Origin of the sequence: Embleya sp. NBC_00888, assembly GCF_045207655.1 — a bacterium.
Lineage (GTDB): Bacteria > Actinomycetota > Actinomycetes > Streptomycetales > Streptomycetaceae > Embleya.
Genome location: NZ_CP108785.1, coordinates 4,835,633 through 4,858,180 on the forward strand (window position 1 = coordinate 4,835,633; position 22,548 = coordinate 4,858,180).

Annotated in this window: 18 protein-coding genes and 1 pseudogene; 10 read left to right on the forward strand and 9 right to left on the reverse strand. The window is 70.3% G+C overall.

Annotation, left to right across the window (positions count from 1 at the left end):
- Positions 1-66 precede the first annotated feature (66 nt).
- The 7 genes from OG948_RS55450 (at position 67) to OG948_RS55480 (ending at position 6,922) form a co-directional block, all read left to right on the forward strand.
- Complete coding sequence (locus tag OG948_RS55450; RefSeq protein ID WP_331772690.1) at positions 67-789, forward strand: AraC family transcriptional regulator; 723 nt, start codon at positions 67-69, stop codon at positions 787-789.
- A gap of 554 nt (positions 790-1,343) precedes the next feature.
- Positions 1,344-1,595, forward strand: a complete 252-nt coding sequence (locus OG948_RS55455) for a DUF6400 family protein (RefSeq protein ID WP_331772691.1) — start codon at positions 1,344-1,346, stop codon at positions 1,593-1,595.
- A complete protein-coding gene (locus OG948_RS55460; protein ID WP_331772692.1) occupies positions 1,579-1,824 on the forward strand; it encodes a hypothetical protein in 246 nt (81 codons plus the stop codon). The genes OG948_RS55455 and OG948_RS55460 overlap by 17 nt, the downstream gene beginning before the upstream one ends.
- 442 nt (positions 1,825-2,266) lie before the next feature.
- A complete protein-coding gene (locus OG948_RS55465) occupies positions 2,267-3,022 on the forward strand; it encodes an aquaporin (RefSeq protein WP_331772693.1) in 756 nt (251 codons plus the stop codon).
- 653 nt (positions 3,023-3,675) lie between these two features.
- Positions 3,676-4,983, forward strand: a complete 1,308-nt coding sequence (locus OG948_RS55470) for a DUF4082 domain-containing protein (RefSeq protein ID WP_406300776.1) — start codon at positions 3,676-3,678, stop codon at positions 4,981-4,983.
- A 385-nt stretch (positions 4,984-5,368) separates the two neighbouring features.
- The gene (locus OG948_RS55475; RefSeq protein ID WP_331772695.1) at positions 5,369-5,791 is read left to right on the forward strand and encodes a MerR family transcriptional regulator; all 423 of its coding nucleotides are present in this window, start codon (positions 5,369-5,371) and stop codon (positions 5,789-5,791) included.
- 489 nt (positions 5,792-6,280) lie between these two features.
- Positions 6,281-6,922, forward strand: coding sequence for a hypothetical protein (locus OG948_RS55480; protein ID WP_331772696.1), 642 nt, complete (start codon positions 6,281-6,283; stop codon positions 6,920-6,922).
- A 1,071-nt stretch (positions 6,923-7,993) separates the two neighbouring features.
- On the opposite strand, the gene OG948_RS55485 is transcribed toward OG948_RS55480, so the two are convergent.
- Both OG948_RS55485 and OG948_RS55490 read right to left on the reverse strand, forming a co-directional pair.
- A complete protein-coding gene (locus tag OG948_RS55485) occupies positions 7,994-9,316 on the reverse strand; it encodes an MFS transporter (RefSeq protein ID WP_331772697.1) in 1,323 nt (440 codons plus the stop codon).
- 408 nt (positions 9,317-9,724) lie between these two features.
- On the reverse strand, positions 9,725-10,708 hold the full coding sequence (locus tag OG948_RS55490; RefSeq protein WP_331772698.1) for a DJ-1/PfpI family protein: 984 nt from the start codon (positions 10,706-10,708) through the stop codon (positions 9,725-9,727).
- Positions 10,709-11,056: 348 nt separating this feature from the next.
- Between OG948_RS55490 and OG948_RS55495 the strand changes: the two genes are divergently transcribed.
- Both OG948_RS55495 and OG948_RS55500 read left to right on the forward strand, forming a co-directional pair.
- Positions 11,057-12,400, forward strand: coding sequence for a glycoside hydrolase family 18 protein (locus OG948_RS55495; protein WP_331772699.1), 1,344 nt, complete (start codon positions 11,057-11,059; stop codon positions 12,398-12,400).
- 609 nt (positions 12,401-13,009) lie between these two features.
- Positions 13,010-13,588: a TetR-like C-terminal domain-containing protein gene (locus tag OG948_RS55500; protein WP_331772700.1), complete on the forward strand. Its 579-nt coding sequence runs from the start codon at positions 13,010-13,012 to the stop codon at positions 13,586-13,588.
- A 138-nt stretch (positions 13,589-13,726) separates the two neighbouring features.
- Here OG948_RS55500 and OG948_RS55505 read toward each other — a convergent pair whose 3' ends face one another.
- From OG948_RS55505 to OG948_RS55535, 7 genes and pseudogenes are all read right to left on the reverse strand, one after another.
- Positions 13,727-15,100 (reverse strand): MFS transporter, encoded by a 1,374-nt coding sequence (locus tag OG948_RS55505; RefSeq protein ID WP_331773621.1) that lies wholly within the window; start codon positions 15,098-15,100, stop codon positions 13,727-13,729.
- Between the two features lie 50 nt (positions 15,101-15,150).
- The gene (locus OG948_RS55510) at positions 15,151-15,588 is read right to left on the reverse strand and encodes a DUF6069 family protein (protein WP_406300777.1); all 438 of its coding nucleotides are present in this window, start codon (positions 15,586-15,588) and stop codon (positions 15,151-15,153) included.
- A gap of 294 nt (positions 15,589-15,882) precedes the next feature.
- On the reverse strand, positions 15,883-17,124 hold the full coding sequence (locus tag OG948_RS55515) for a DUF6596 domain-containing protein (protein ID WP_331772701.1): 1,242 nt from the start codon (positions 17,122-17,124) through the stop codon (positions 15,883-15,885).
- Positions 17,121-17,444, reverse strand: coding sequence for a YciI family protein (locus OG948_RS55520; protein ID WP_331773622.1), 324 nt, complete (start codon positions 17,442-17,444; stop codon positions 17,121-17,123). The genes OG948_RS55515 and OG948_RS55520 overlap by 4 nt, the downstream gene beginning before the upstream one ends.
- A gap of 37 nt (positions 17,445-17,481) precedes the next feature.
- A pseudogene (locus OG948_RS55525) lies at positions 17,482-17,673 on the reverse strand (dihydrofolate reductase); the annotation flags it as partial.
- Between the two features lie 284 nt (positions 17,674-17,957).
- Positions 17,958-18,455 carry a hypothetical protein gene (locus tag OG948_RS55530; RefSeq protein ID WP_331772702.1) on the reverse strand — a complete coding sequence of 166 codons (498 nt, stop codon included), beginning with the start codon at positions 18,453-18,455 and terminating at the stop codon, positions 17,958-17,960.
- A gap of 638 nt (positions 18,456-19,093) precedes the next feature.
- Complete coding sequence (locus tag OG948_RS55535; protein WP_406300778.1) at positions 19,094-20,065, reverse strand: helix-turn-helix domain-containing protein; 972 nt, start codon at positions 20,063-20,065, stop codon at positions 19,094-19,096.
- Between the two features lie 115 nt (positions 20,066-20,180).
- Here OG948_RS55535 and OG948_RS55540 point away from each other — a divergent pair, with 115 nt between their 5' ends.
- Positions 20,181-22,205: a hypothetical protein gene (locus tag OG948_RS55540; RefSeq protein ID WP_331772704.1), complete on the forward strand. Its 2,025-nt coding sequence runs from the start codon at positions 20,181-20,183 to the stop codon at positions 22,203-22,205.
- Positions 22,206-22,548: the final 343 nt, after the last annotated feature.

Consider the following 22,548-nt stretch of genomic DNA (forward strand, 5'->3'; position numbering starts at 1 on the left):
CGGCGAACACCACGTGGTTCCGGTGCGGTTCGCGGTCCGCGGGTCCCACTCGGCCGGCTCGTCACCGTGCGCACCGGGCGGCTGCCGTGCGCGGTGGACCTCACCGAATGCGTGGTGGACAGCGGATCCTGGCTGTGGGTACGACCGGGACAGGTCCTTCGGCTTCGGCCGAGCCCCCTTGCGGTCGAGGGCACGGTCGTCGTCTTCCAGGCCGGTTTTCTGGACGCGGCCACCGTCGCGGCCGCCCACCTGGACCGGCGGGCCCGGCGGCTGCCGCTCGCTCCCGAGCCCGAGGCCCAAGCCCCGGTGCGCGACACCCTGGAAATGCTCGCGAGCGAGTACCACCGCCTGGGAGACCTGCCCTTGGAGGTGCACGTCGACGTCGTGCGCCACCTGCTCGCCGTCCTCGTGCTGCGACTGGCCCACCTACCGGGCGGTCACCGCAATCGGGCGGCGGGGGACCGGACGTTCCGCCGCTTCCAGCGCGCCGTGGAGGAGGGCTTCACCCGCAGTCATCAGGTGGAGGGCTACGCCGCACTGCTGGGTTACAGCGTCCGCACCCTGACCCGTGCCACCACCGCCGCCGTCGGAGTGGGCGCCAAGGCCTTCATCGACGACCGCGTCGTACTGGAGGCCAAACGGTTGCTCCTGCACACCGAGTTGCCCGCCGGCGCCATCGGAGACCGACTCGGCTTCCCGGACGCCTCGGTCTTCACCAAGTTCTTCCGCCATCGCACGGGCGAGACGCCGGCCGCCTTCCGGGCTCGCGCTCACGGTCATGCGACGTAGCCCGTGTCCGGCCTGGAACGTGAGCACGGCCGCGACCGGACCCTCGGTGCCTTCGTCGTGGCTTCGGGAGACGGACCACCGGCCGAAGACGCCCCGATGCCGCTCCCGGCCGAGTCAGCGTGCGAGAGCACCGTGCTGCACATGGTCAACGAGCAGCGCGTTGCTGCCGGACTCGAGCCTCTCGGGACGGAGACGGAGACCGAACCGGTGCGCATCAGGAAGCCCGGGTACGTTGCGCGGCAGGGACGCCTGCGGCCGGCGGGCGGCCGCATCGACCGGCGGCGTCGCCGCCGCTGCGCCTTGCGGCCGGCTCGGCGCACCCTGCGGGGCGCGCCGTGAAATACGTCATAGTGCTGTGGGTGGGCCGTGTCCGTCGTTCGAGGTTTGGTGGCGGCAACGGCCCGCCTGTGTCGGCCGATCCGAGGATGCCCCGTCGATGAGGCGGGGTGGAGCCTCGCCCCGGGTCGTCCCGAGGCGGCGGGGGCCGCTCTTCCCCGCGGCGGTGGGTGCCTGGTAGGGATGGGCGGGTTCCCCAGCACTTCGGGAGTCTCGCCATGAACCAGGACAACACCGACGATCTCGTCCGCTTCACGATCGACCTGACCTTCGAGGAGACCCGGCGCCGGGCCGAGGTCGTGGCCGCACTCGGGCCCGACTGGGACCCGGTGGCGGTCCTGCGAGGCGAGGACGAGGCGTATGCCCTCCTCTACTCGGGCCTGGACGCCGAACAGCGGCGCATCCACGACCTGCTGGTGGCGGCCGGTGTCCTGCCGGGGGAGGAGCCGGGTCGTGCGGCTGCCCATTGATCCACAGGCGGACCTCGCCCGACGCGCCTGGGTGCCCTGCCCCGTGTGCGACGACGCCCGCCATTGCACGACCTGCGCCGACCGCCGCAACTGCGGCGAGCACTGGCGCTACCTGATCTCCAACAACGGGCCGGTCGTCAACCTTCAGTGCCCCCGATGCACGCACATGTGGTCACTGGACACCCGGCCCGGCATCACCCGCTCCGGTGACGGCAGCCCCTGCTTCTGACGCGTCGGAGCGAAGGCCGGGGAGATCCGTCGTCGCCGCGAGCTTCGGCGTTGGCGGACGCCCCCGTGGTCAGCCCGCGCCCGAGGTCGGCGACCGCCTCGAACAGCGACTCCTACCCACCCCTTCGACGTCCCGAGCCGCGCCGCCGCTCGCCGAGACGGCGCGTCCGCCGGCCCTTGAACGGCTCGTGGAGGCGGCGTGTGGCGGTCATGTGGAGCCGCCACTGCGCCGGGACGAGGGAGTTGTCGTGGATCGGTCCAGGACATGTCGACGTGTCCTGCGGCCGGTAGGTTTCGCCACGAAATAGGCCGATATCACTCAATGAGTGACTACTTTGTGATAATTTTCAATCACTCTCTGTATGCGTCAGGGGTTCGGGCTCGTATCCACGTACTTCGCAGACCGCAGTGATCCTCTGGTATCCGTCCTGGAAGGGAACGACATGGTACGTAAGCTGGCTGCGGAATTGCTGGGGACGGGACTGCTCGTATACGTCGCCGTCGGTGTGGCGACCTTGTCGTTCGGCTTCGGGACCACGGGGACCAGTTACGCCGCCGGCGTGGTCGCGACCGCACTCGCGTTCGGCCTCACTCTTCTGGCCTTGGCGTACGTGCTCGGGCCCATTTCGGGCTGTCATGTCAATCCGGCCGTCACCCTCGGAGCCCTTTTGGCGGGCGCGATTTCGCTGGTGGAGGCGGTCGGTTTCTGGGTCGCGCAGTTCGTGGGCGGGATCCTCGGGGCTTTGCTCCTATGGGGCACGTTCGTCGGTTCGCCCCTTTACAGCCGTTCGACCACCGGCCTCGGGGCCGATGGCTGGGGTGACGCCAGTGCCATCCATATCAACGGAGGTGGTGCCTTTCTGATCGAGGTGGTGCTGACCACTCTCTTTGTCTTCGTCGTCCTCGGCGTAACCGGCAGAACCGCGAATGCCACGATGGCAGGGCTCACCATCGGGCTGTCGCTCGCCGTGTGCCACCTCATCGGGATTCCGATCACCGGAACGTCGGTGAACCCGGCCCGCAGTCTCGGGCCTGCCCTCATCGTCGGCGGGACAGCCCTCGATCAGGTGTGGCTCTTCATCGTCGCCCCGTTGGTGGGCGGCATCCTGGCGGCCGGCATTCACAGGCTGCTCTTCCCGAAGCCCACCGCTGCCCCGGGTGTAAACCCTGGCGGAACCGAAACCGAAACCGCAACCTGAGCCGATGTCAGTTCGGTCCATCCGACGAGCGGAAGCCGCCGCCTGCACGGCGCTGCCGTAATCCACGCTGTAGGCCACGGACTTCGCCGGGCGCCGTGCCCTGCCGCACGGTCCTGGCGAGTACGGTGCCACCGGTGATGCCGCGTTTGCGTGGCCGGGCCCGCGTGTCGGCGGAGTGGCGGGAGGCCGTCGCCAGGCGGGGCAGACGCGTTGGCCCTGCCCCGATCCCGGCCTCGAAACCGTGAGCGTCACCTCACCGCCTGCCGGCGTAGCCACCGAATCACCCTGCGCCGACGGCATGTGCACAACACGCACACCGAATGCGCGAACCCGCGCCGCCGGTGATCACCACCTTCAGGCGTCCCCCGGACCGTCGTGCGGAACCCCACGACCCGCTTCACGAGCGGACGAACCCCGGACAACGGGCCGGGACGTGCAGCAGACTCTCCCATAGCTCGGCCCCGGGACAACCGCCCCGGGAAGTGATGTTCGAGTGGGGGACACCCATGAACATAGCTTGGCCAAGGCTGCACAGGGCATCCATTCCGACAATCCTCGCGTTACTGCTCGCGTTAACCGTCGCCGCACCGGGGACAGCCCGGGCGGCCGCAGGCTCCACGGACATCGGCGTCGACGGCGACCCGGCTCAGTCGGTGACCTGCCCGTGCACCCTGTGGGCATCGACCGAACAGCCCTCCTCCGGTCCCGATCCGGACACCGCCGCCACCGAACTCGGCGTCAAGTTCCAAGCGGACCAGGCCGGTTACATCACCGGCGTACGTTTCTGGAAGGACACCACCAACACCGGCACGCACACCGGCACCCTGTGGTCGGCGTCCGGCGATCGACTGGCCACCGCCACGTTCACCGACGAGTCCGACTCCGGCTGGCAACAGGTGAACTTCGCCCAGCCCGTCCCGGTCACCGCCGGCACCACCTACGTGGCCTCGTACCACGCGCCCAACGGCAGATACAACGCCGACCAGGGCGGCCTGAGCACCGCGCACGTCCGCGGCCCGCTCACCGCACCCGCGAGCGACGCCGCCGGCGGCAACGGGGTGTACCTCTACGGCACCGGATTCCCGAACTCGACCTGGAACGACACCAATTACTGGGTCGACCCGGTGTTCAACACCTCGGACGCCCCCGGTCCCGCGCCGGCGGTCATCGACATCTCCCCGACGCAAGGGGAGAACTCCGTCCCGGTAGACACCAACATCACCGCCACCTTCGACCGGGAAGTGCAACCCTCCACCATCCGTTGGGTGATCTGGCAAGGCGAGAGCGGCGGCCGCCCCGGCACCACGACCTATAACGCCACCAGCCGCATCACCACCTTCGATCTCACCTACCACCTGGAGCCCGCCAACACCTACTTCGTCGACCTGATGGGTGTGAAATCCCTCGACGGCACCCCGATGCCCACCAAGAGGTGGACCTTCACCACTGCCGACAGCCCGCCACCCGTCTGCGACCCGTCCTGCACCATCTGGCCCTCGAACGCGACGCCGGCCGTACTCGCGGAGAACGACACCACCAGCATCGAAGTCGGCGTCAAATTCGGCGTCAACACACGCGGGTTCGCCACCGGCCTGCGGTTCTACAAGGGCCCCGGCAACGCCGGCCCGCACACCGGAACCATCTGGTTCGGCGCGGGCTATCAACTGGCCACCGCCACGTTCACCAACGAGTCCGAATCCGGCTGGCAGCAGGTGACGTTCGACCAGCCGGTCCCGATCTACCCCAACTACACCTACGTGGCCTCATACTTCGCCCCCGCGGGCCGGTACTCCTCCACCGAGGGCGGATTGACGGACGCGGCGGGGGGAGCGATCATCGCCCCCGCGTCCGGCAGCGTCGGCGGCAACGGCGTGTACAAGTACGGCTCCAGCGGCTTCCCGACCAGCACCCACAACGACACCAACTTCTGGGTGGACGTCGTCTTCACCACCAACAACTAGACCGTCCGCGCCCACCGGCACGCCGCCGGGGCCCGTCAGAAGGGGCCTCGGCGGCGAGCCGCCCGATTTCCACCGCGTGAGCGTCTCGAGCACGAGCTCGCGAACGCCGTACCGGCAGGGCGTCGGCGTGGGCGACGCGGCTGCCGACGCCGGGGACGGGGCCCGCGGTCGGGCCGGAGGCGGGGACCACCCCGCACCGTCCCTGCCGGTCGCGGCGTCGCGTCGCCCGTTCGGCTTTGGCCGATGTCGTGCTTTCGTTGCCCATGGAGCCTCCCGAGGCGTGCGTGATCGAGCGACCCGCCACCTCCGAGGCACCCGCGCACCCGGTCCGGGTCGAACGCCATCGACCTTGCCTTCTCAACCCGAGTTGAGGTCAACCGGGCGCATGAGCGAGACCCTGGTTCCGGTCGGTGACGTCGCCGACCGCTTCGCGTTGGCCGTCTCGACGCTGCACTACTGGGAGCGCCGCGGGCTGATCACGCCGCACCGGCGAGCCGGTCGGCGCTACTACGACGCCGAGCATCTGTATCGGATCGCGCTGATCCGGATCTGGCGCGACACCGGGCTGATGTCGCTGGACGAGATCGCCGCCGTGTTCGCCGGGCGTACCGCGACCCACAACTGGCGCGACACCGTGGAATCGCGGATCTCGGCCATCGAAGCGCAGATGGAGCAACTCGACACCGCCCGCGGTTCCCACAGCGGCGGTCAGCTCCGCAGGCCGGAGCCTCGTCACCTGCCCACTCCATGGCGACAGGACAGCGGCCCGCACACGGCGTCCGATTCGAGGGTTCGGACGCGGTCGTGAGGTTCCGGGACCGGACACGTCGTGAGACACCGCGAGAAGCCCCAGGTCGCAGCGTCGGCGTCGGCGTAGGACACGAACTGCGAAATTCCACACGTGTGGAGTCTCAGCCGCCGTGGCACGGTCTCACGATCTTGGCATCGAACCGGGCGGTGATGTCGGCGTCGTGGCCGACGCGGCCGGGCCGCATCCGCATCTTCCGCCACGGACCCCTGGATGGTCGTCGTCCATGACGCCGCCGTCGAACGCGGACACCGTCGGATGTTCGGCGAGTGTGTGGTCGCCATCGGCGAGGACGATGTGACTCCGGTGGGCCATGGCGGGTACGTGGCGGTCCGAGGTGGCAAGGCCCCGGTGGGCGACCAGAGTTCGGGTCGTCGGGGGTGCCGGGGGCGTCCGGCCGTCCGAGCGGGTTCGTTCCCGGGGCGCGTCCGAACGAGCCGTGACCCCGCCTGCCGTGCCGGTGTGCGGGAGGCCTATGCTCACGTCCTCGTGATCGACAATCCCCGTACCGTGCTTGCCGCTCTCGCGAGCACGGCCCTGATATCCGTCTCCGTCATCGGCTGTTCGGCCGCGACCGACCTCGCGTCCGGCACCCGTCCCGAACCGGCCGCGTCCTCGACCACCCGTGCCACCCCGAAGGCGACCTCGTCGGGATCGCCGGCGACTCGGCCCGGAAGCCCGGCCACTCGCTCCGTTCCGGAGGCAACCCCCTTCAGCCTGCCGCCGCGTACCGGCGCCACGCTGACGCGTGCCGAGGCCGCGCGGCGCTACCAGCAGATCGTGTCGGGCCGAAACCGGGCGATCAACGCGTTCGAGGGGGCCATCGAGGACGGCCGCCCGTGGTCCGAGGTGCGCGTCCTCGCCGTCGACCGGCTCGCCGCCGAGGACGAGGAGTCCCGGCAGCTCGCCGCGACCCCGTGGCCGGCCGACGTCGCTCCACTCGCGGACGCGCTCGCGCGCGAGAACGTGTCCATGCGGCCCTCCTGGCTCAAGATCATCGAAGCGAGGTCCCAAGACCAACTCGCCCGGGCAATCCGGGAATTCAACCCACCGGATTCCGATCTCGCGTACCGCATCCGCGTCCTCCTGGGCCTGCCCACCGGCGACTTCCCGGAACAGCCGAAGGCGTAGCCGCCACTGCCCCGCACCGGGCGTCGGCCGACGCGGGTGCAACGATCCGTGTCGGGAGGGCGTTCCGGCGGCGCGCCGGCCATCCGTGCGGGCGGATCGGTCGCGTCGGCCGATGGTGTGTCCGGGCGTGCTTCAGCGAGATCGTCCTGTGGGAATTCCTGCAAGCGGAGGGCGAGTGCTGCGACTTCCTGTGCGACGTCGACGACCACGGCGTCGAACTGTCGGAACAGCACTGCGTCCGGCTGCGCTTCCCGGACTATCCGATGGGCGAGGAAGGGTATGGCATCCGACCGTGTCCCGAGTTGCTCGTCGAGCCGGTGGACGAGGTACTCGACCTGACTGCCGACCCGCCGCTTGAGGGCATCCAGGGTCAGGGCCGAATCCCCTTCCGGGTTCGCGGAATCGGCCGCTCGCCCCTCGACCAGCACGAGCACCCCGGTGCTCGGGTCGTACCTGCGGCACCGCAAGCCAACCACCGCCAACCACCGCCCGGCACCGGCCGGCGAACGTTGCGGCACATCGAGGAGCGGACTGCCACGAGCGCTCGGCATATGGCACTGGACGCGCGTCGTCGCCGCGCGCGAGCCGGTTGATGGTCACGGATGCGAGGATCCGTCGGAGGAAAACCCATCTACCTTGCGGGGAAGCAACGTGCGCCGACGGCGTTGCGGAGCAGATCCCGGCCGTGATTCCGGGGGCGCCCTGTGCCCGGCCGGTCGGGTGTGGTTGCACCAGTCCGCCTCCGCGGTGGACGACGTGCAGTTTGCCGTCGTAGGCGGCGACGGAGGAGGCTTGGACGGTGGCAGTGGCAGTGGCGGGGGTGAAGGCGGTGTCGGTGTTCCGGGTGCGGCCCGTCGAAGTCGGGGGTCGAGGGCCTCGAAGAGGCCGCCCGCGCACGCCGCTCGCCTGATCGACCGGCCTGGCGCGGTCGACGCCGGGGCGTCCATGCACCGTCAAGCGCGGCACCGCCGGCCTTGGTTGCCGAAGTCGACAGGAAGGCCGACGAATCGGTTCGCACCGTGGAAGCCCGGCGTCTCGACGGAACCTCGTACCCGGGTGCAACGGGACGGATCACGGACCCGATGGGCCAGGTGTCCGGGTCGAGACCGTCGGCGAGGGAGCGGATGCGGCTTCGGGGAGGGGCGCATCGGTATCCCGCGCGCCGGTGATGCCGATGGTGCCGTCGGGGAAGCGCTGGACCGAGCGCACGCCGGGCAGCAGGTTCAGCAGGCAAGGGGTGCCGATGAGGGCTGCCGCGGCCAACAGGGTCGTGCGCATCCCGAGGAATTCGGCGACCGGCGCGGCGGCGGCGTAGCCGGCGGGCATGGCGATCAACGAGATCATCCAGTCCAGTGAGCTCACACGGGCCAGCAACTCCTCGGGGAAGAGCTGTTGTTGCGTCGTCGCCAGAACCTCGCCGACCAGCGAGGTCATGGCGAAGGCCACGGCCACGCCGAGAGCGATGGCGAAGAGCGGGGCGGGGGGAGCCAGTAGCGCCAGCGGGGCGATGCCGATCACCGCGGCCGCGTTCGTGGCGACCAGTGGGCGGCGCGGCCGGTAGTGCAGGGCGGCCAGACCGCCGGCGATGGAGCCCACCGAACCGGTGACCATGATCACGCTCCAGGCGGTGGCTCCGCCGTGGCCGTTCTGCATCACGACCGGGCCCAGGACGAAGAAGAACGCTATCGCGAAGTTCCACACGCCCCAGCAGAGCAGGTTGGCCAGATACCAGCGACGCTGGGCCACCGCCGACCAACCGTCGCGCAGGTCCGCGAAGAAGTGCTGTTTCTCGGACCGCTGAGCCTGTCTGTGCGGGTGCACTCGGGAGATCAGCACGAAGCTGAGTAGAAAGCTGACGGCATTGACGAGGATCGCGGTGCCGGGACTGGAGATCGCCAGCAGCAGCGCGGCGAGGCCCGGGCCGAGCACTTTGGTGGTGCTGTCGGTCAGGCCGAGCAGGGCGTTCGCCGGTTGCAGATGCTCGGCGCCCACGACCTCGGGTAGGACGGCTCTGGACGCCGGGGTGAAGAAGGCGAAGGCCATGCCGGCGATCGTGTAGGTGACGGCGAACTGCCAAACTGATGCCTGATGCAGGAATATCAGCACGGCGAGCAGGCCGTAGCAGACCGCCTGGACGGCGTCGGCCGCCATCAGCACGAGCTTGCGGGACAGTCGGTCCGCCCAGACCCCGCCCACCGGCAACATCACCACCTGGCCGACTGCCTGGCAGGTCAGCACCGCGCCGACATCCAGAGCGTTGCCACCCGAGCGCAGGATGGCGAAGACCACTGTCACCGGTATCAGGGCATTGCCCATGGCGGAGATGCCGCGAGCGGTCCACAGGAGTCGATAGGGGCGCTCCCGCAGCGTGCTCAACGATTTTGGCCAAGGCATGGGCGGCCGTCCTTTCCGAGTGATCGGGTTTCGCTGAACTGCCGAGGGTTCGCGGGGAAACAACCCGCCGATGTCGTCGGCGTGCCCTCACCGCCGTCGTGGGCGACCCGGGTGTCGACGGGCGCGTGGTGGCCGGGAGGCGAACACCGGCGGCGGGGCGCCGGCCGGCGCCATGAGGCCGGTCCGGTGGGTGGTCTGCACGTCGATCGGGACAGGGCGGTGCCGGGCAGCGCAAGGCGACCGGTAGTCCGGGCGCGGACCGTGTTCAGGTCGAACACGGGCCGCGGCGCCGTGTCGGCGTCGCGGAGGCCCGTGCGGCAGTCACGGTGGTTCTGCCTCGTGCGTTGTTTCCGGTCAGGGGGTGGTACCGCCGTCCCGCGTGTGTTGCTCGGGATCGAGGCGAAAGAGTCAGGCGGTGATGCGGAACCGCCGCCGGTAGGCCGCGGGCGTCGTGCCGATTCGCTTGCGCAGTGCGCGGTGGAGCGTCTCCACCGAGCCGAGCCCGCACACGGCGGCGACCTGGTCGAAGGGTTGGTCGGTGCCCTCCAGGAGGCGGCGGGCCGCTTCCACCCGCGCGGCCTCGACGTAGGCGCCCGGCGTGGTCCCGGTCTCCTGGCGGAAGACTCGCGCGAAGTGGCGCTCGCTCAGGCACATCCGTGCAGAGAGGGCGGTGGTGGACAGGTTGCCGTCCAGGTGGTCGACGATGAACATCCGCAGATCGTCGATGTCGCGGCGGGTCGCGGGCGGCCGGCTCAGCGGGACCGAGAACTGGCTCTGGCCGCCCTGGCGCTTGAGGTACATCACCAGTTGCCGGGCCACTGCCAGGGCGACTTCCTCGCCCAGGTCCTCGGCGACCAGTGCCAGGGCCAAGTCCATGCAGGAGCTGATCCCGGCACTGGTCCACACGTTGCCGCAGCGCACGAAGATCGGGTCGGGGTCGACGGTGATCCCGGGATGTTCGGCCGCCAACTGCGCCGCCGTCGACCAGTGCGTCGTCGCCGTCTTGCCGTCGAGCAGCCCGGCGGCGGCCAGCAGGTGCGCGCCCGTGCACACCGACACGACCCGGCGGGCCGGCGGCGTGATCCTGGCGACCCACGCCACCACGTCGTCGTCCACACGGGCGACATCGCCGCCGGGGCCGGCATCGACCGCCCCCGGGACCAACAGCGTGTCCAGCACGCCGTCCACCTCGTCGAAGGACAGGTCCGCGACCAGCCGCAGGCCCGCCGACGTGGTCACCTCGCCGCGGGTTTGCCCCGCAAGCTCGACCCGGTAGCCGGCCGCGCCCCCGGTCTCCCGGTTGGTCAGGGCGAAGACCTCGGCAGGGCCGGTGACGTCGAGGAGGTCGACGCCGGGGAAGACCGCGATGACGACACGGCGGGTGTTGGACATGGATCCATCCTGGCCCGTGTTGCTCGACGGCGACAATGACGGTCTGTTGTCAGATCCGGACATGACGGTCCGGCACACGCGCCGGTGGGCCTGTGGCGGAGGGGCCGGTTGACTCGCGGTGCGGCAGGTTGCGAGAAGACCGGGCAACCTCGGACCGACGGTGATCGGAACACGCCGCCAGGGGCCGACATCTGCCGAACACCGGCACCGAACCCGCCCTCGACGAACCGGCGTTTTGCATATCGCACCGATCCGAACGCACCCCTTGTACACGTGCGGCGGAATGGACTAGACCTTTGCCATGCCTGGCCCAGGGCGCCGTGACGCCCCGTCGGAAAGTAGGCGCTCGTGACCGTTCGTCCATCCGGTCTGCTCGCGGCCGTCACCGCCGCCGTGCTGCTCGCCACCACCACTGCCACCACCGCGACCGCCGCCGCCGGCAACGGGCCGCACGGTCCGAAGCCGAAAGGCCAGCGGATCGGGTACTTCACCCAGTGGGGCCCCGACAGCTCCGCCAAACGCGTCCAGAAGACCGGCCAGGCCGCCAAGCTGACCACGATCAACTACGCCTTCGGCAACGTCTCCGCGGAGGGCACCTGCTTCGAGGCCAACATCGAGGGTCAGGGCTACGCCTACGACGACTACCAGCGCCCGTTCACCGCCGCCGAGTCGGTGGACGGCGTGGCCGACACCCCCCGCCAGACACTCAAGGGCCACTTCAACCAACTGCGCAAACTGAAGGCCGGGAACCCGCAGCTCAAGGTGGTCATCTCGCTCGGCGGCTGGACCTGGTCCAAGTACTTCTCCGACGCCGCCGCCACCGACCAGTCGCGCAAGAAGTTCGTCTCCTCCTGTGTCGACCTCTACATCAAGGGCGACGTGCCGCGGCTCGGCGGCGCTCCGGAGGGCGGCCCCGGCGCCGCCGAAGGCGTCTTCGACGGCATCGACGTCGACTGGGAGTACCCGGGCGGCGGCGGCGCGGAAGGCAACGTCGACCGCCCCGAGGACGGCCGCAACTTCACCCTGCTGATGGCCGAGTTCCGCAAGCAACTCGACGAGTACGCCGCGCAGAAGGCCAAGACCCGGGGCGAACACCCCAAGCCCCGGCACTACCTGCTGACCGCCGCGCTTCCGGCCAGTTCCGTGGTTGCCGACCGCCTGGAGATCCCCAAGGTCTCCGCCTCGGTCGACTTCATCAACCTCATGACCTACGACCTCCACGGCGCGTGGGAAACCAAGGGCCCCACCAACCACCACGCCAACCTGTACTCCGACCCCACCGACCCCGACACCCGTCAACGCAGCGCCGACAAGGCCGTCGACCATTACGCCCGACTCGGCCTGCCCTCCCGAAAGACCGTCCTGGGCGTCCCGTTCTACGGCCACGGCTGGACCGGCGTCCCGGCAGGCGACCGCAACGGCCTCTACCAGAAGGCCACCGCCACCGCACCGGACCTCACCTACAAGGAACTCGGCGCCCACCCCGGCACCACCTACGTCGACCGAAACCACGGCGCCTCGTGGAAATACGACGGCAACACCTTCTACACCTATGACAACGCCGAGATCCTCACCGCGAAGGCCCGCTACGCCCGCCGGCACGACCTGGCCGGCGTCATGATCTGGGCTTTGGACGGCGACGACGCCCGAGGCAGCGGCATCGCCGCCCTGGACCGCGGCCTGCGACGCTAGCGACCCGCCGCTGCCGGCTGTCGGCCGCCGCAGCCTCGACGAACTCGACCGTGTCGGCGGGCAGTCCGCATTCGCCGGTACCGACCATGAAGGCATGTGCGTCAACCTTTCGCGCTCCCTTGGCCTGTTCCGCCAGGACCATCACGTTCGGACGTGATGGTCCTGGGCCACATCGTCAGCCGCCCGCCGACGGCCCCTGTGCCCCGCGAGTGCCCTGCTCGAGCACACGCGACCCGGGCGCACAGCGCGCGTTGGTACCGGTCGAGCCGGGCCGTTTTGTCCGCGGGGCGCCCACGCCGGGGGAAGTGCGGGTCGCGCGAAGGAGGGGGCGCTCGACCATCACGGCATCCACCGGGCCGTTCGCCGTCGGTTCGCCGGCCGGCGACACGCTATCGATCCGGCCGGCCGCGGCGACCGGAAGTACCGCCGCGTTCCGGGCCGTTGCCGCGAATCCGACGTGGCCCCCGTCCCGCGTCGGAGGGGGAGTCCCCGGGTCCCGGACCACCGGCCCGGGCCGTGGCCGGGCTCACGGCCCACGCCGATGCCTCGTCAGCTCCGCACGGCGGCAAGAAGTTTCGCCGTGGCTTCGGGGGCCTCCACCGGGAAGTGGTGGCTGCCCAGGTCGACGAGCACGAAGTCGAGGCGGTCCCCGTAGCGGTCGATGGCCTCCCGCGTCACCAGGGCACGAACGGCGTACACGGTGATCGGCTGCTGGTCGCCGACGAGGCGAACGAATCACTCACGATCCCCGTCATCGCCGCCCGTGCCGGCGTGCACGCCACCACGGTCTACCGCCGTTGGGGTACCGTCGGGGAACTGCTCGCCGACGTCATGGCCAGCCGCTTCTCCGGCGAGATCGTGGTCCCCGACACCGGCGGCCTGCGCGGTGACCTGGAACGCTACGCGTACGACCTAGCCAAAGACCTCGGCGACCCGGACACCCTCGCTCTGGTGCGCGCCACCATCGGCACAGGCGGGGAACAGGGCGCCGCCGCATGCCGCGGAGAACGCCAGAGGCAACTGGAAGCCATCCTCGAACGCGAACAAGCCCGAGGCGGACAGCCTCCCACCATCGAACACACCACCGACGCCGTCCTCGCCCCCCTCTACTACCGGGCCGTCTTCACCGACCTACCCCTGACCCCCGAGTGGACCCGCACCCTCATCGCACGCCTGCTCCCAGACTGAGCACCCGCATACGGGCGGAAGCCCGCGCGGCCGAACAAGCGGCGTTTGAGCATCAACCACGCGGCGAGGATGGTCGGCCAACGGGTCGGGAGGTACCCCGTCGGCCTGCCATCCTCGCCACGTTTTGCCGGTTGCCCACTACTGGGGTTCCGATGGTGCCTCGCGTGGCATCAGGGCGACGACCGGGAGGCTGAGGGCGGTGACGGTCAGAACGACGATGAGACTGACTTTCATTGCGTGGCCCGGTCCGGAGGTTGCGGCCTGGAAGAAGATCGAGGTGACGGCGGCCGAGCCGATCGCTGATGCGAGTTGCTGGATCGAGCTGAACGAGCCGCTCGCGCTGCCGGCTTCCTCGGGGCTCGCGTCGCCGAGAGCGACGACGGGGATCGTGGCGAAGCCGAGGCCGATACCGACACCGATGACGAAGAACGCCGGGGCCAGCGCCCAGAGGCCGACGTTCGTCCCGGAGCGATCGACGAGGAGCAGTACCCAACCGCAACCGACGAGGTCGACGGTGAGGCCGATGAAGACGAGGGTGCGACCGAGCTTGGCGACCAGGCCGCCCATGGCCGCGAACCCGGCGACGATGAGCCCCAGGGTGAGCGGCAGCAGAGCGAGCGAGGTGTCCCGCGGGTCGGTGTGCAGCCCCTCCTGCAGGAACAGCGACAGCACGAAGAGCAGGCCGGCGCCGGCGGCGACGGCGACCAGACACACGAGCGATCCGGAAGTGAAACCCCGGTTCTTCATGAGCGAGGGCTTGATGAGCGGGTGGGTTGCGGTGCGCTGACGGTAGGCGAAGGCGGCCAGGAACAGGACGCCGGTGGTGATGGAGACGACGGGGACCGCGCTCCAGCCGTTGGTCGAGCCCTCGATCAGGCCGTACAGCAGCCCGATCATCGTTACCGCGAGCAGGCCGGAGCCCCAACCGTCGACGACGGTGGACCGGTCGCCGTCGTCGTCACGCGGCAGGATCTTGGCGGCCACGACCAGCCCGATGGTGCCAAGGATGACGTTTGCGAGGAAGATCGGGCGCCAGGACAGACCGAACAGGTCGGCGCTGATGAGGAATCCGGCCAGCACCGGGCCGCCGACACTGGCGACACCGAGAACGGGGCCGAACAGCCCGAACGCCTTGGCGAGCATGTCGCGGTCGAAGGCCTTCGTCATGATCGCCATGCCTTGCGGGATGAGCAGAGCCCCGAACGCTCCCTGAGCAACCCGGGCGGCGATGAGCAGGGCCGGGTCGGGTGAGAACCCGGCGACCGCCGAGGCCAGTGTGAACCCGCCGATGCCGATCAGGAAAAGCCTGCGTTGGCCGAACTTGTCCCCCAGCCGTCCGCCGACCACGAGTAGTACACCCATGGCGAGCATGTACGCCGGTCCCAGCCACTTGATCAGACTCTCACCGCCGCCCAGCTCGCCGGCGATGGTGGGGGCGGCGATGTTCGTGATGGTCGCGTCGATCACGTCGAGGGCGTCGGCAAGCAGCACGAGCCCCAGGATCGCCCACATCGGGCGACTGGAGTGGGGGGTGGTGACTGTGCCCGTCTCCGTCAAGGTGGTCACGAGGACGTCCTTCCCTTCCAAGCTCGGACGCCCCACTTGGGCGACCTCTCACCCCTACTACGAACGCCCTCGACCCGATCCGACACCGCCCACAAGGAAATTTCGTCCGGATCCTCCGGCGCGTGTGTCGCCGGCGAACCGACCACGGGGGTGTGGAGGCACCACGCACGCTTCTCAGCCGCGTGCGACGGCCGGCGATGTCGGGGCGCTCTCCGGAGCACCCACGTCGGGCCCGGTATGAAGATCGCCGCTGCCGGTACATGACCACCTGCGAGCAGGAGCCCGGCCGATGTAGTCGTGCGGTTCGGAGCAAGCGGGAGCGCGAGCCAGAGCGTGGTCAGCGCGAGTGCGATCCGGATGAAGGTCTGTTGCGGCCGGGCGGTTCGACGCACGACACCTACCGCAAGACGAGGACGGGTTCGAGTGCGGTGCACGGGACGACGCCGAACCGGAATGGGTCGGACGGGACGGCGCCCGCGTCGGCGTCGGCGTGCGACTCTCCGGGATCTTCGGCATGGAACGGCGCGTAGGTCGCGGTAACGAAGGCTTGGTGGCAGCGGAGGAAGCCGGCACCGGCGGCACCGGCCGGCGGCCCGCCGAGCAGTACCGCGCGAGTCGCGGCCGGTCGGCAACAGGCCGCGTCCTTACGGCCGCCGCGACCCGGCGTCCCCGAATCCTGCGCCGTTGCTCGGCGAGAAGGGTTGGCGTGCGCTCGTCGAACGCGGGCGCTACCGCAGTTGGTCCCGGCGGCGGGTGAGGTAGGCGGTCTCGCCGGTGTTGCCGGCCAGCTCGATGGCCCGGTCGTAGGCCGCGCGCGACTGCCGACTCCGGCCCAGCCGGCGCAGCAGGTCGGCGCGGGTGGCGTGGTAGGCGTGATAGCCGGCCAACGCCTCGGCGAGGCGGTCGACGATGGCCAGTGCCACCTCCGGCCCGTCGAGCTCGGCCACGGCGATGGCCCGGTTGAGGGCGACGATCGGCGAGGGGTCGAGGCGGACGAGCCGGTCGTAGAGGGCGAGGACCTGCGACCAGTCGGTGTCGCGGATATCGCGGGCGGAGGTGTGCACGGCGTTGATCGCGGCGAGGATCTGGTAGCGACCCGGGGCGACCCCGGCGGCGGCAGCGGCCAGGCGCTCGCGCACCAGCCGATGACCTTCGGCGATCAGCGCGGCGTCCCAGGCCCCGCGGTCCTGCTCGTCGAGCGCGACCAACTCGCCGCCGGCCGAGACCCGGGCGGTACGGCGGGCCTCGATGAGCAGCATCAGCGCCAGCAGCCCGGCCACTTCTCCGTCCTGCGGCATGAGGGTGCGGATCAGTCGGGTGAGCCGGATCGCCTCGGCGGTCAGGTCGTGGCGTACGGGATCGGTGTCGGCGCCGGTCGCCAGGTAGCCCTCGTTGAAGACGAGGAAGAGGACGGCCAGTACGCCGGAGACACGAGCCGGCAGATCGTCGGCGGACGGCATGCGATAGGGGATGCGAGCCGCCTTGATCTTTGCCTTCGCGCGGGTGATCCGCTGCCCCATGGCGCTCTCGGCCACCAGGAAGGCGCGGGCGATCTCGGGCATGGTCAGACCGCCGAGCATGCGCAGCGTCAGCGCCACCCGGGCCTCCATCGACAGCGCCGGGTGACAGCAGGTGAAGATCAGCCGGAGCCGGTCGTCGTCGATGGCGCCGAGGGGTTCGGGCGGGTCGTCGTCGTACACCATCTGCGCCTCCCTGTGCTTGTCGTCGCGCTTGTTCTCGCGCCGGATCCGGTCGATGGCCTTGCGGCCGGCGGTGGTGGTCAGCCAGGCGCCGGGGTTGGGGGGCAGGCCGTCGGTCGGCCACCGCTCGACGGCGGTCGCGAACGCCTCGGCGGCCGCCTCCTCGGCGATGTCGAGGTCACCGAAACGCCTGGTCAGGGCGGCGACGACCCGGGCCCACTCCTCGTGGTGGGCCCGGGTGACCGCCTCACGGATGTCGACCCCGTTCACTGGAACGGCCGCACCTCGATCTTCCGATTGCAGGCCTTCGACCCCTCGGCGGCCAGCTTGAGCGCCACGTCGAGGTCGGGGGCCTCGATGATCCAGAAGCCGGCGAGGTACTCCTTGGATTCCAGAAAGGGCCCGTCGGTGACCAGCGCCTCCCCACCCCGGTTGTCGATGACGGTGGCCGTGTCGGGCAAGGCGAGGCCGCCGGCGAAGACCCAGTGGCCCTCCGTCCGGAGCCGGTCATTGAACACGTCGATCGCAGCGTCCTCGTCCGGGGTGGCGAGGCCGGCCTGATCGTGGATCACGGAAATCAGGTACTGCATCCGAAGATCATCTCCTGTGGCGTCAAGACACTTTGCTTTATCGGGCAGGTGCTTCAGTCGGCGCATGGCGCGGGCGCCCGGCCGGCCGGAAGACCTGGATCGTCACGCCCTTCGAGTCGATTCGCGACTCGAGCAGGTCGAGCGCGAGGTCCGGGCCGAACTGCGGGAACAATCGCGCGCCTTGGCCGAGAACGATGGGAACGACGATCAGAGTCATCTCGTCGACCAGATTCCTCTACTTGGCGCCACCGCTCGTGGGCGGCCTCACTCCTGCTACGAACACCACCACCACCCCGATCCGACACCGCCACCCGAACTTCTTTGAAAACCTTTCCGGACGTCGCCCGTCAGCGCTCCGGCAGCACCACGGTTTCGCGGCGACCGCAGCCTCCTCAAGCGCGCCCAGCGCGGACGAACTCTTGGACCGGCCCGACCGCGACGATCCCAACCAGCGGTGACGGGCGCCGAACGGCTCGGGACCAGGAGGCCGGGGCCGACTTCGTAGCGGAGTGCCTATGCGTGGCCGAAGTAGCGGTCCCACCAGGTGGGTGGCCATCGCTCGTCCTTACGCAGCGGCGCGGGGCCGTCGTATCGGGTATGCAGCAGTTCTTCGGCTACCACCACGTACCCGGTGTCGTTCAGAGCGCCTTCCACGGTGGCGAGGTCCCCGAGGTCCAGGGCCCCTTCCTCGCGCGCGTCGTCCGTGCCCAGGTAGGCTCCGGGGTTCTCCGCCGCCACCATGGCCGGCGAGCCGAAGTTGCTCACGGAGACGACGATCCGCTCGCCACACACCGTCGCCTCGCCCGGGACGACGACACGGGCGTACTCGACGGTGTTCCGGTGGTAGCGCCGTGCCGGGCAGCGGGTCGCGAAGTCGGCCTCCAACCGGGACACCAGCCGGTCGAGCATGGCCGAGATCTCCTGCTCGTCGTACTCTCGGGGCGCCGTCGGGTGGTCCGCGTCGTCGAGCCGCCGCAGGAGCGCGGTCGAAGCCACATCGTCGTTCACCATGACCCTCATCCTGCCGGCGCGGAGATTCACCGGAACGACACCCGACCGGAGCTCCGCATCGACACCGGAACTCACTTCGGATCTCGCGTCGACCGACCACGAACATCCCGGATCGACCCCACACCCCACACCCCGCCCACCCGCGCATCTCCCGGCTCCCAGAGGAGTCGTTCGGGTTCGGCGTTCGGTGATCTGCGCTCGGCGTACCGCCTGGCGACAGACGGTGCGTGTCGGCGACCATGCGGTCTCCGGCGGGTCGTGGCTCGTCACCGTGCGGGGGCGCGTGATCGCCGCGACCTTGTCGACCTGCGCCTTCATGACCGCCTCGGGTATCGCCACCGGCGGTGGGCCGAACATGCCCATGGACATGCCTTTGATCAGTATCGGCCCCCACCCGGACCACGGTGATGACGATCGAGTACGGCTCGTCCGTGACGAATTCCAGGGACAGGCTGTCGTCACCGATGTCGTAGCCGGCACCGCCGGTCGGCGCGTATTCGACGGTGGAACTCTCCTCGGGGGCGGGGTTGTCGGTCGTCTCCGCGAAGTCGCCGCACGACGGCAGGGCCTTCCTCGCCGCCCCCAGGGCCCGGGTCGCGTCGTCCCCGGGGCTCTGCTCCTGGTCCGTCCGAGCATTCCTACACCCAGCCGCGTCGCACTGCCTGCACCCCGGCCTGGAACCGGTTCTCCGCGCCCAACTCGTCGAGGAGCACCCGCATTCGCCGCCGCAGGCTCCGGGTGCTGGTGCCCAACTGCCGGGCGATCGTCTCGTCCTTGAGTCCGGACAGCAGCAGGTTCAGGATCCGCCGGTCCTCCGCGTCGAGCGGGTCGCACTCCTCGGGGCCGGCGGCGGTGAGTGGGACGGCTTGAGTCCAGAGCCCTTCGAACAGGGTGACCAGGGCGTCGACGAGGGTGGTGCCCCGGATGACGACGCTGCGGGTGATGGGCGAGTCGAGGTGCAGGGGCAGCAGGGCGATCCGGCGATCGGCGACGGACATCTTCAGCGGGATGCCGGCGAGGACCCGGGCCTCTTCGCCGGCCTGCGACAGGCCGGTCACGTCGTCGAGGTTGCCGGGTATCGCGAACGCCTCGGGAGCGTAGATCGTGCGGTACCGGACGCCACGGCCCAGGAGGGTGTGTTGGAGCGGGTTGCCGTGGGCGAGGACGTACGGCGGCCGGTCCAGGCTCATGATCTCCTCGGTGGCCTCCTGCTGGAGCCGGGCGAACCACCGGCCGAGTTCGTCGGCGCTGGTCAGCAATTCGACGCCCTCGCCGGGGCGGGCGGCCTCGCCGAGCGCGCGGTAGACGGCCTCGAGTTCGGCGGCCGTCTCGGTGACCCTGCCGAGGTCGGCGTGGGCGTTGCGGACCAGGGCGGCGAGGGCGGCGGTGGGGCTGACGGCCGCCCACCGGGTGGGGCGGCCCGAGAGTCGGCTGACCAGACCGTGGCCGCGCAGCCGGGCAAGGGCCGAATGCAGCCGCTCGACGCCCGCGCCGGTGCGCTCCGCCAAGTCGCGCACGGTGACCGGCGGTCCGGCCAGAACGGTGCGATAGACCCGCTCGTCGAAGGGCGCGACCCCAACGGCGCCGAACACGAGTTCGTCATCTTCCATGGCGAGCGAGCATGGCCGATTCCGGCGCCGGCCGCAATCGGACACCGGCCACACCTGGCCGACCGTCGGGAGCCGCGACTACAAAGAGCACACCACCGGCCCCATGGGAGATGGAATGTTCAACGCACAGCATTCACGGTCGGGTTCAGCGAAGCTGTCCCGGCGCCGACTACTCCTGATCGCCGCGGTGGCCTTCGGCACCGTGTTCGGCGCGTTCGGCGCGGCGCCCGCCGAAGCGCAATCAGTGGCCCCCGACGACCCGCCGACGACCCTGGCCACCCGGGGCAACGAATGGCGGCAGGTCGGCCCGAACGGCAACGGCGGCAAACTGGCATTCACCCCCGCCCGGCCCGAACGGGCCTACGTGCAGACCCCGATCGGCAACGTCGTCTTCCGATCCGACGACCGGGGCACCACGTGGCAGCAGAGCAACGAACTGCCCGTGAACGCCTTTGACGCCGGCGGTGTCGCGGCCAGCCCACTCCGGCCCGACGTGGTGTTCACCGGCGGCCAGCAAAAGGACAACTGGCACGGGTACGTGCTGCGCAGCACCGACGCCGGCAAAACGTTCACCCAAGTGCTGGACACCCCGGGCAAGGTCAGCGGCGTCGTGTTCGACCCGACCGGCGCGCGGCTGTACGCCACGGCCTCCGACGGTGTGCACGTCACCACCGATCACGGCAACACCTGGCTTCCGCTGCCCGGTTCCCCTGCCGACGCCCGGAATCCGAAGTTCACCGGCGGCGACCTGTACTTCACGTCCGGCGCCGACGTCTGGGTGCTCCGCCGGGGCGTGCGGACCCCGGTGAAGCTGCCGCGCCCCGGCTCGACCGGCGCGGGTGTCGATCAGTTCACCGGCACCGGTGGCACCCTGGTCACCAGAGGTGACCTGCAGGTCGCGCAGGTCTCCACCGACCGGGGCGCGCACTGGCGGGCGCTGCGCGGGCCGTGGGGCACCGACGTGGTGGTTCTGGCCGCGATCGTGGACGGTTCGGGCCGGCTGCACATCCAGGTCAACCAATCCACCGGCGAGATGCAGCAATGGGGCAGCCGCGACAACGGCCGCACCTGGCACGCCGAGGCGGGGCTGGCCCGCATCGACCTGTACGAGACCACCGGCACCTTCCCCGGACGGCCCGGCACGGACGTGATCTCGGCCGGCGCGGGCATCTACACCACCGACGACCACCAGTCCTTCCGCCGGATCGGGGTGCCCGGCTCCGAAGTGTTGTCGCTGACCGTCGCCCAGGGCAGGTCGGGCCCGGCGATTGTCGCGGGCACCATGACCGGCAGCTACCAGTCGTCCGCGCCACTGAAGAGCCGGCTGCCGCGCGGGTACCAGGAATGGGGTTTCTCCGGCACCGCGCCGCACACCTTCGGCAACCGGATCGACGGCCTGGCCACCGATCCGTCGAACCCTTCGACGGTGTACCGGGTACGCAACACCTGCACCTCCGACCAACCCTGCTTCTACCTGGAGAAGTCGACCGACGCGGGCCTGCGGTGGACCATCGTCCAGGCCGCCGTGCCGGGCAAGGCACTCGGCATCACGGTCAGCCCCGCCGACCCGAAGAGGGTGTACATCGCCACCCACTCACCGTCGGCCGTGTACACCAGCAACGACGGCGGCGAGTCCCTCGTCCAGAACGGGCACGACGACCTGAAGGGCTTCACCAGCGTCGCCGTCGACCGGGCCAATCCCGACAGCGCCTGGCTCGGCGGCCCGGACGGGCTGTTCCGCACCACCGACGGCGGCGTCACCCTGAACAAGGTCCTCGACGGCTGGGTGAGCGCGATCGCGCTGAACCCGCGCACCCCGGGCCACGCGGTGATCGCCGCCAAGGACGCGCTCTACGTGACCACCGACGACGGCAAGCACCTGGCGAAGGTGGCCGCCGACCTGAGCGGCTCCTTGAGTTCGCTGGCGTTCACTCCGGACGGCTCGACGGTGTTCGCGGGCTCGCACTACTACCTCACCCCGGCGCTCGGGGTGCTGCGCAGCACCGACGGCGGCCGGACCTGGGGCTCGATCACCAGGAACCTGCCGGAGCCGTCGGTGTCGTCGCTGACCGTGTCGGCCGACGGCCGGTGGCTGTTCGCGGGGACGACGTACGGGAGCGTGCACCGACTGGCGGTGTGACCACATACCAGGCGCGCCGCCCCTGTCCGAACACCCGGACAGGGGCGGCGTCGTGGGTGGGCGACCGTGGCCCGGCGCGGCTGCGCGCTGCCGGGTGGGCCGGGTGAGGGCGGCGGCCACCCCGCCGGGCGCCGATCGCGATCGTGGCCGGGCGATCGACCGTTCGTAGTACAGAGTCACCGCCGCCCCGGGGATGCCCGAACCGGCAGGACCGTGCGCGGGCCACGGAGTGCGGCCGTTCGCTCGGGTGGTGTCGGTGGGTCCCGCCGGTGGTCGTGACGGCCTCGAACACGCCGGTGGTTGGTCCGGGTCGCGAGGATGCGATGGCGCGTCGAGCACGGCC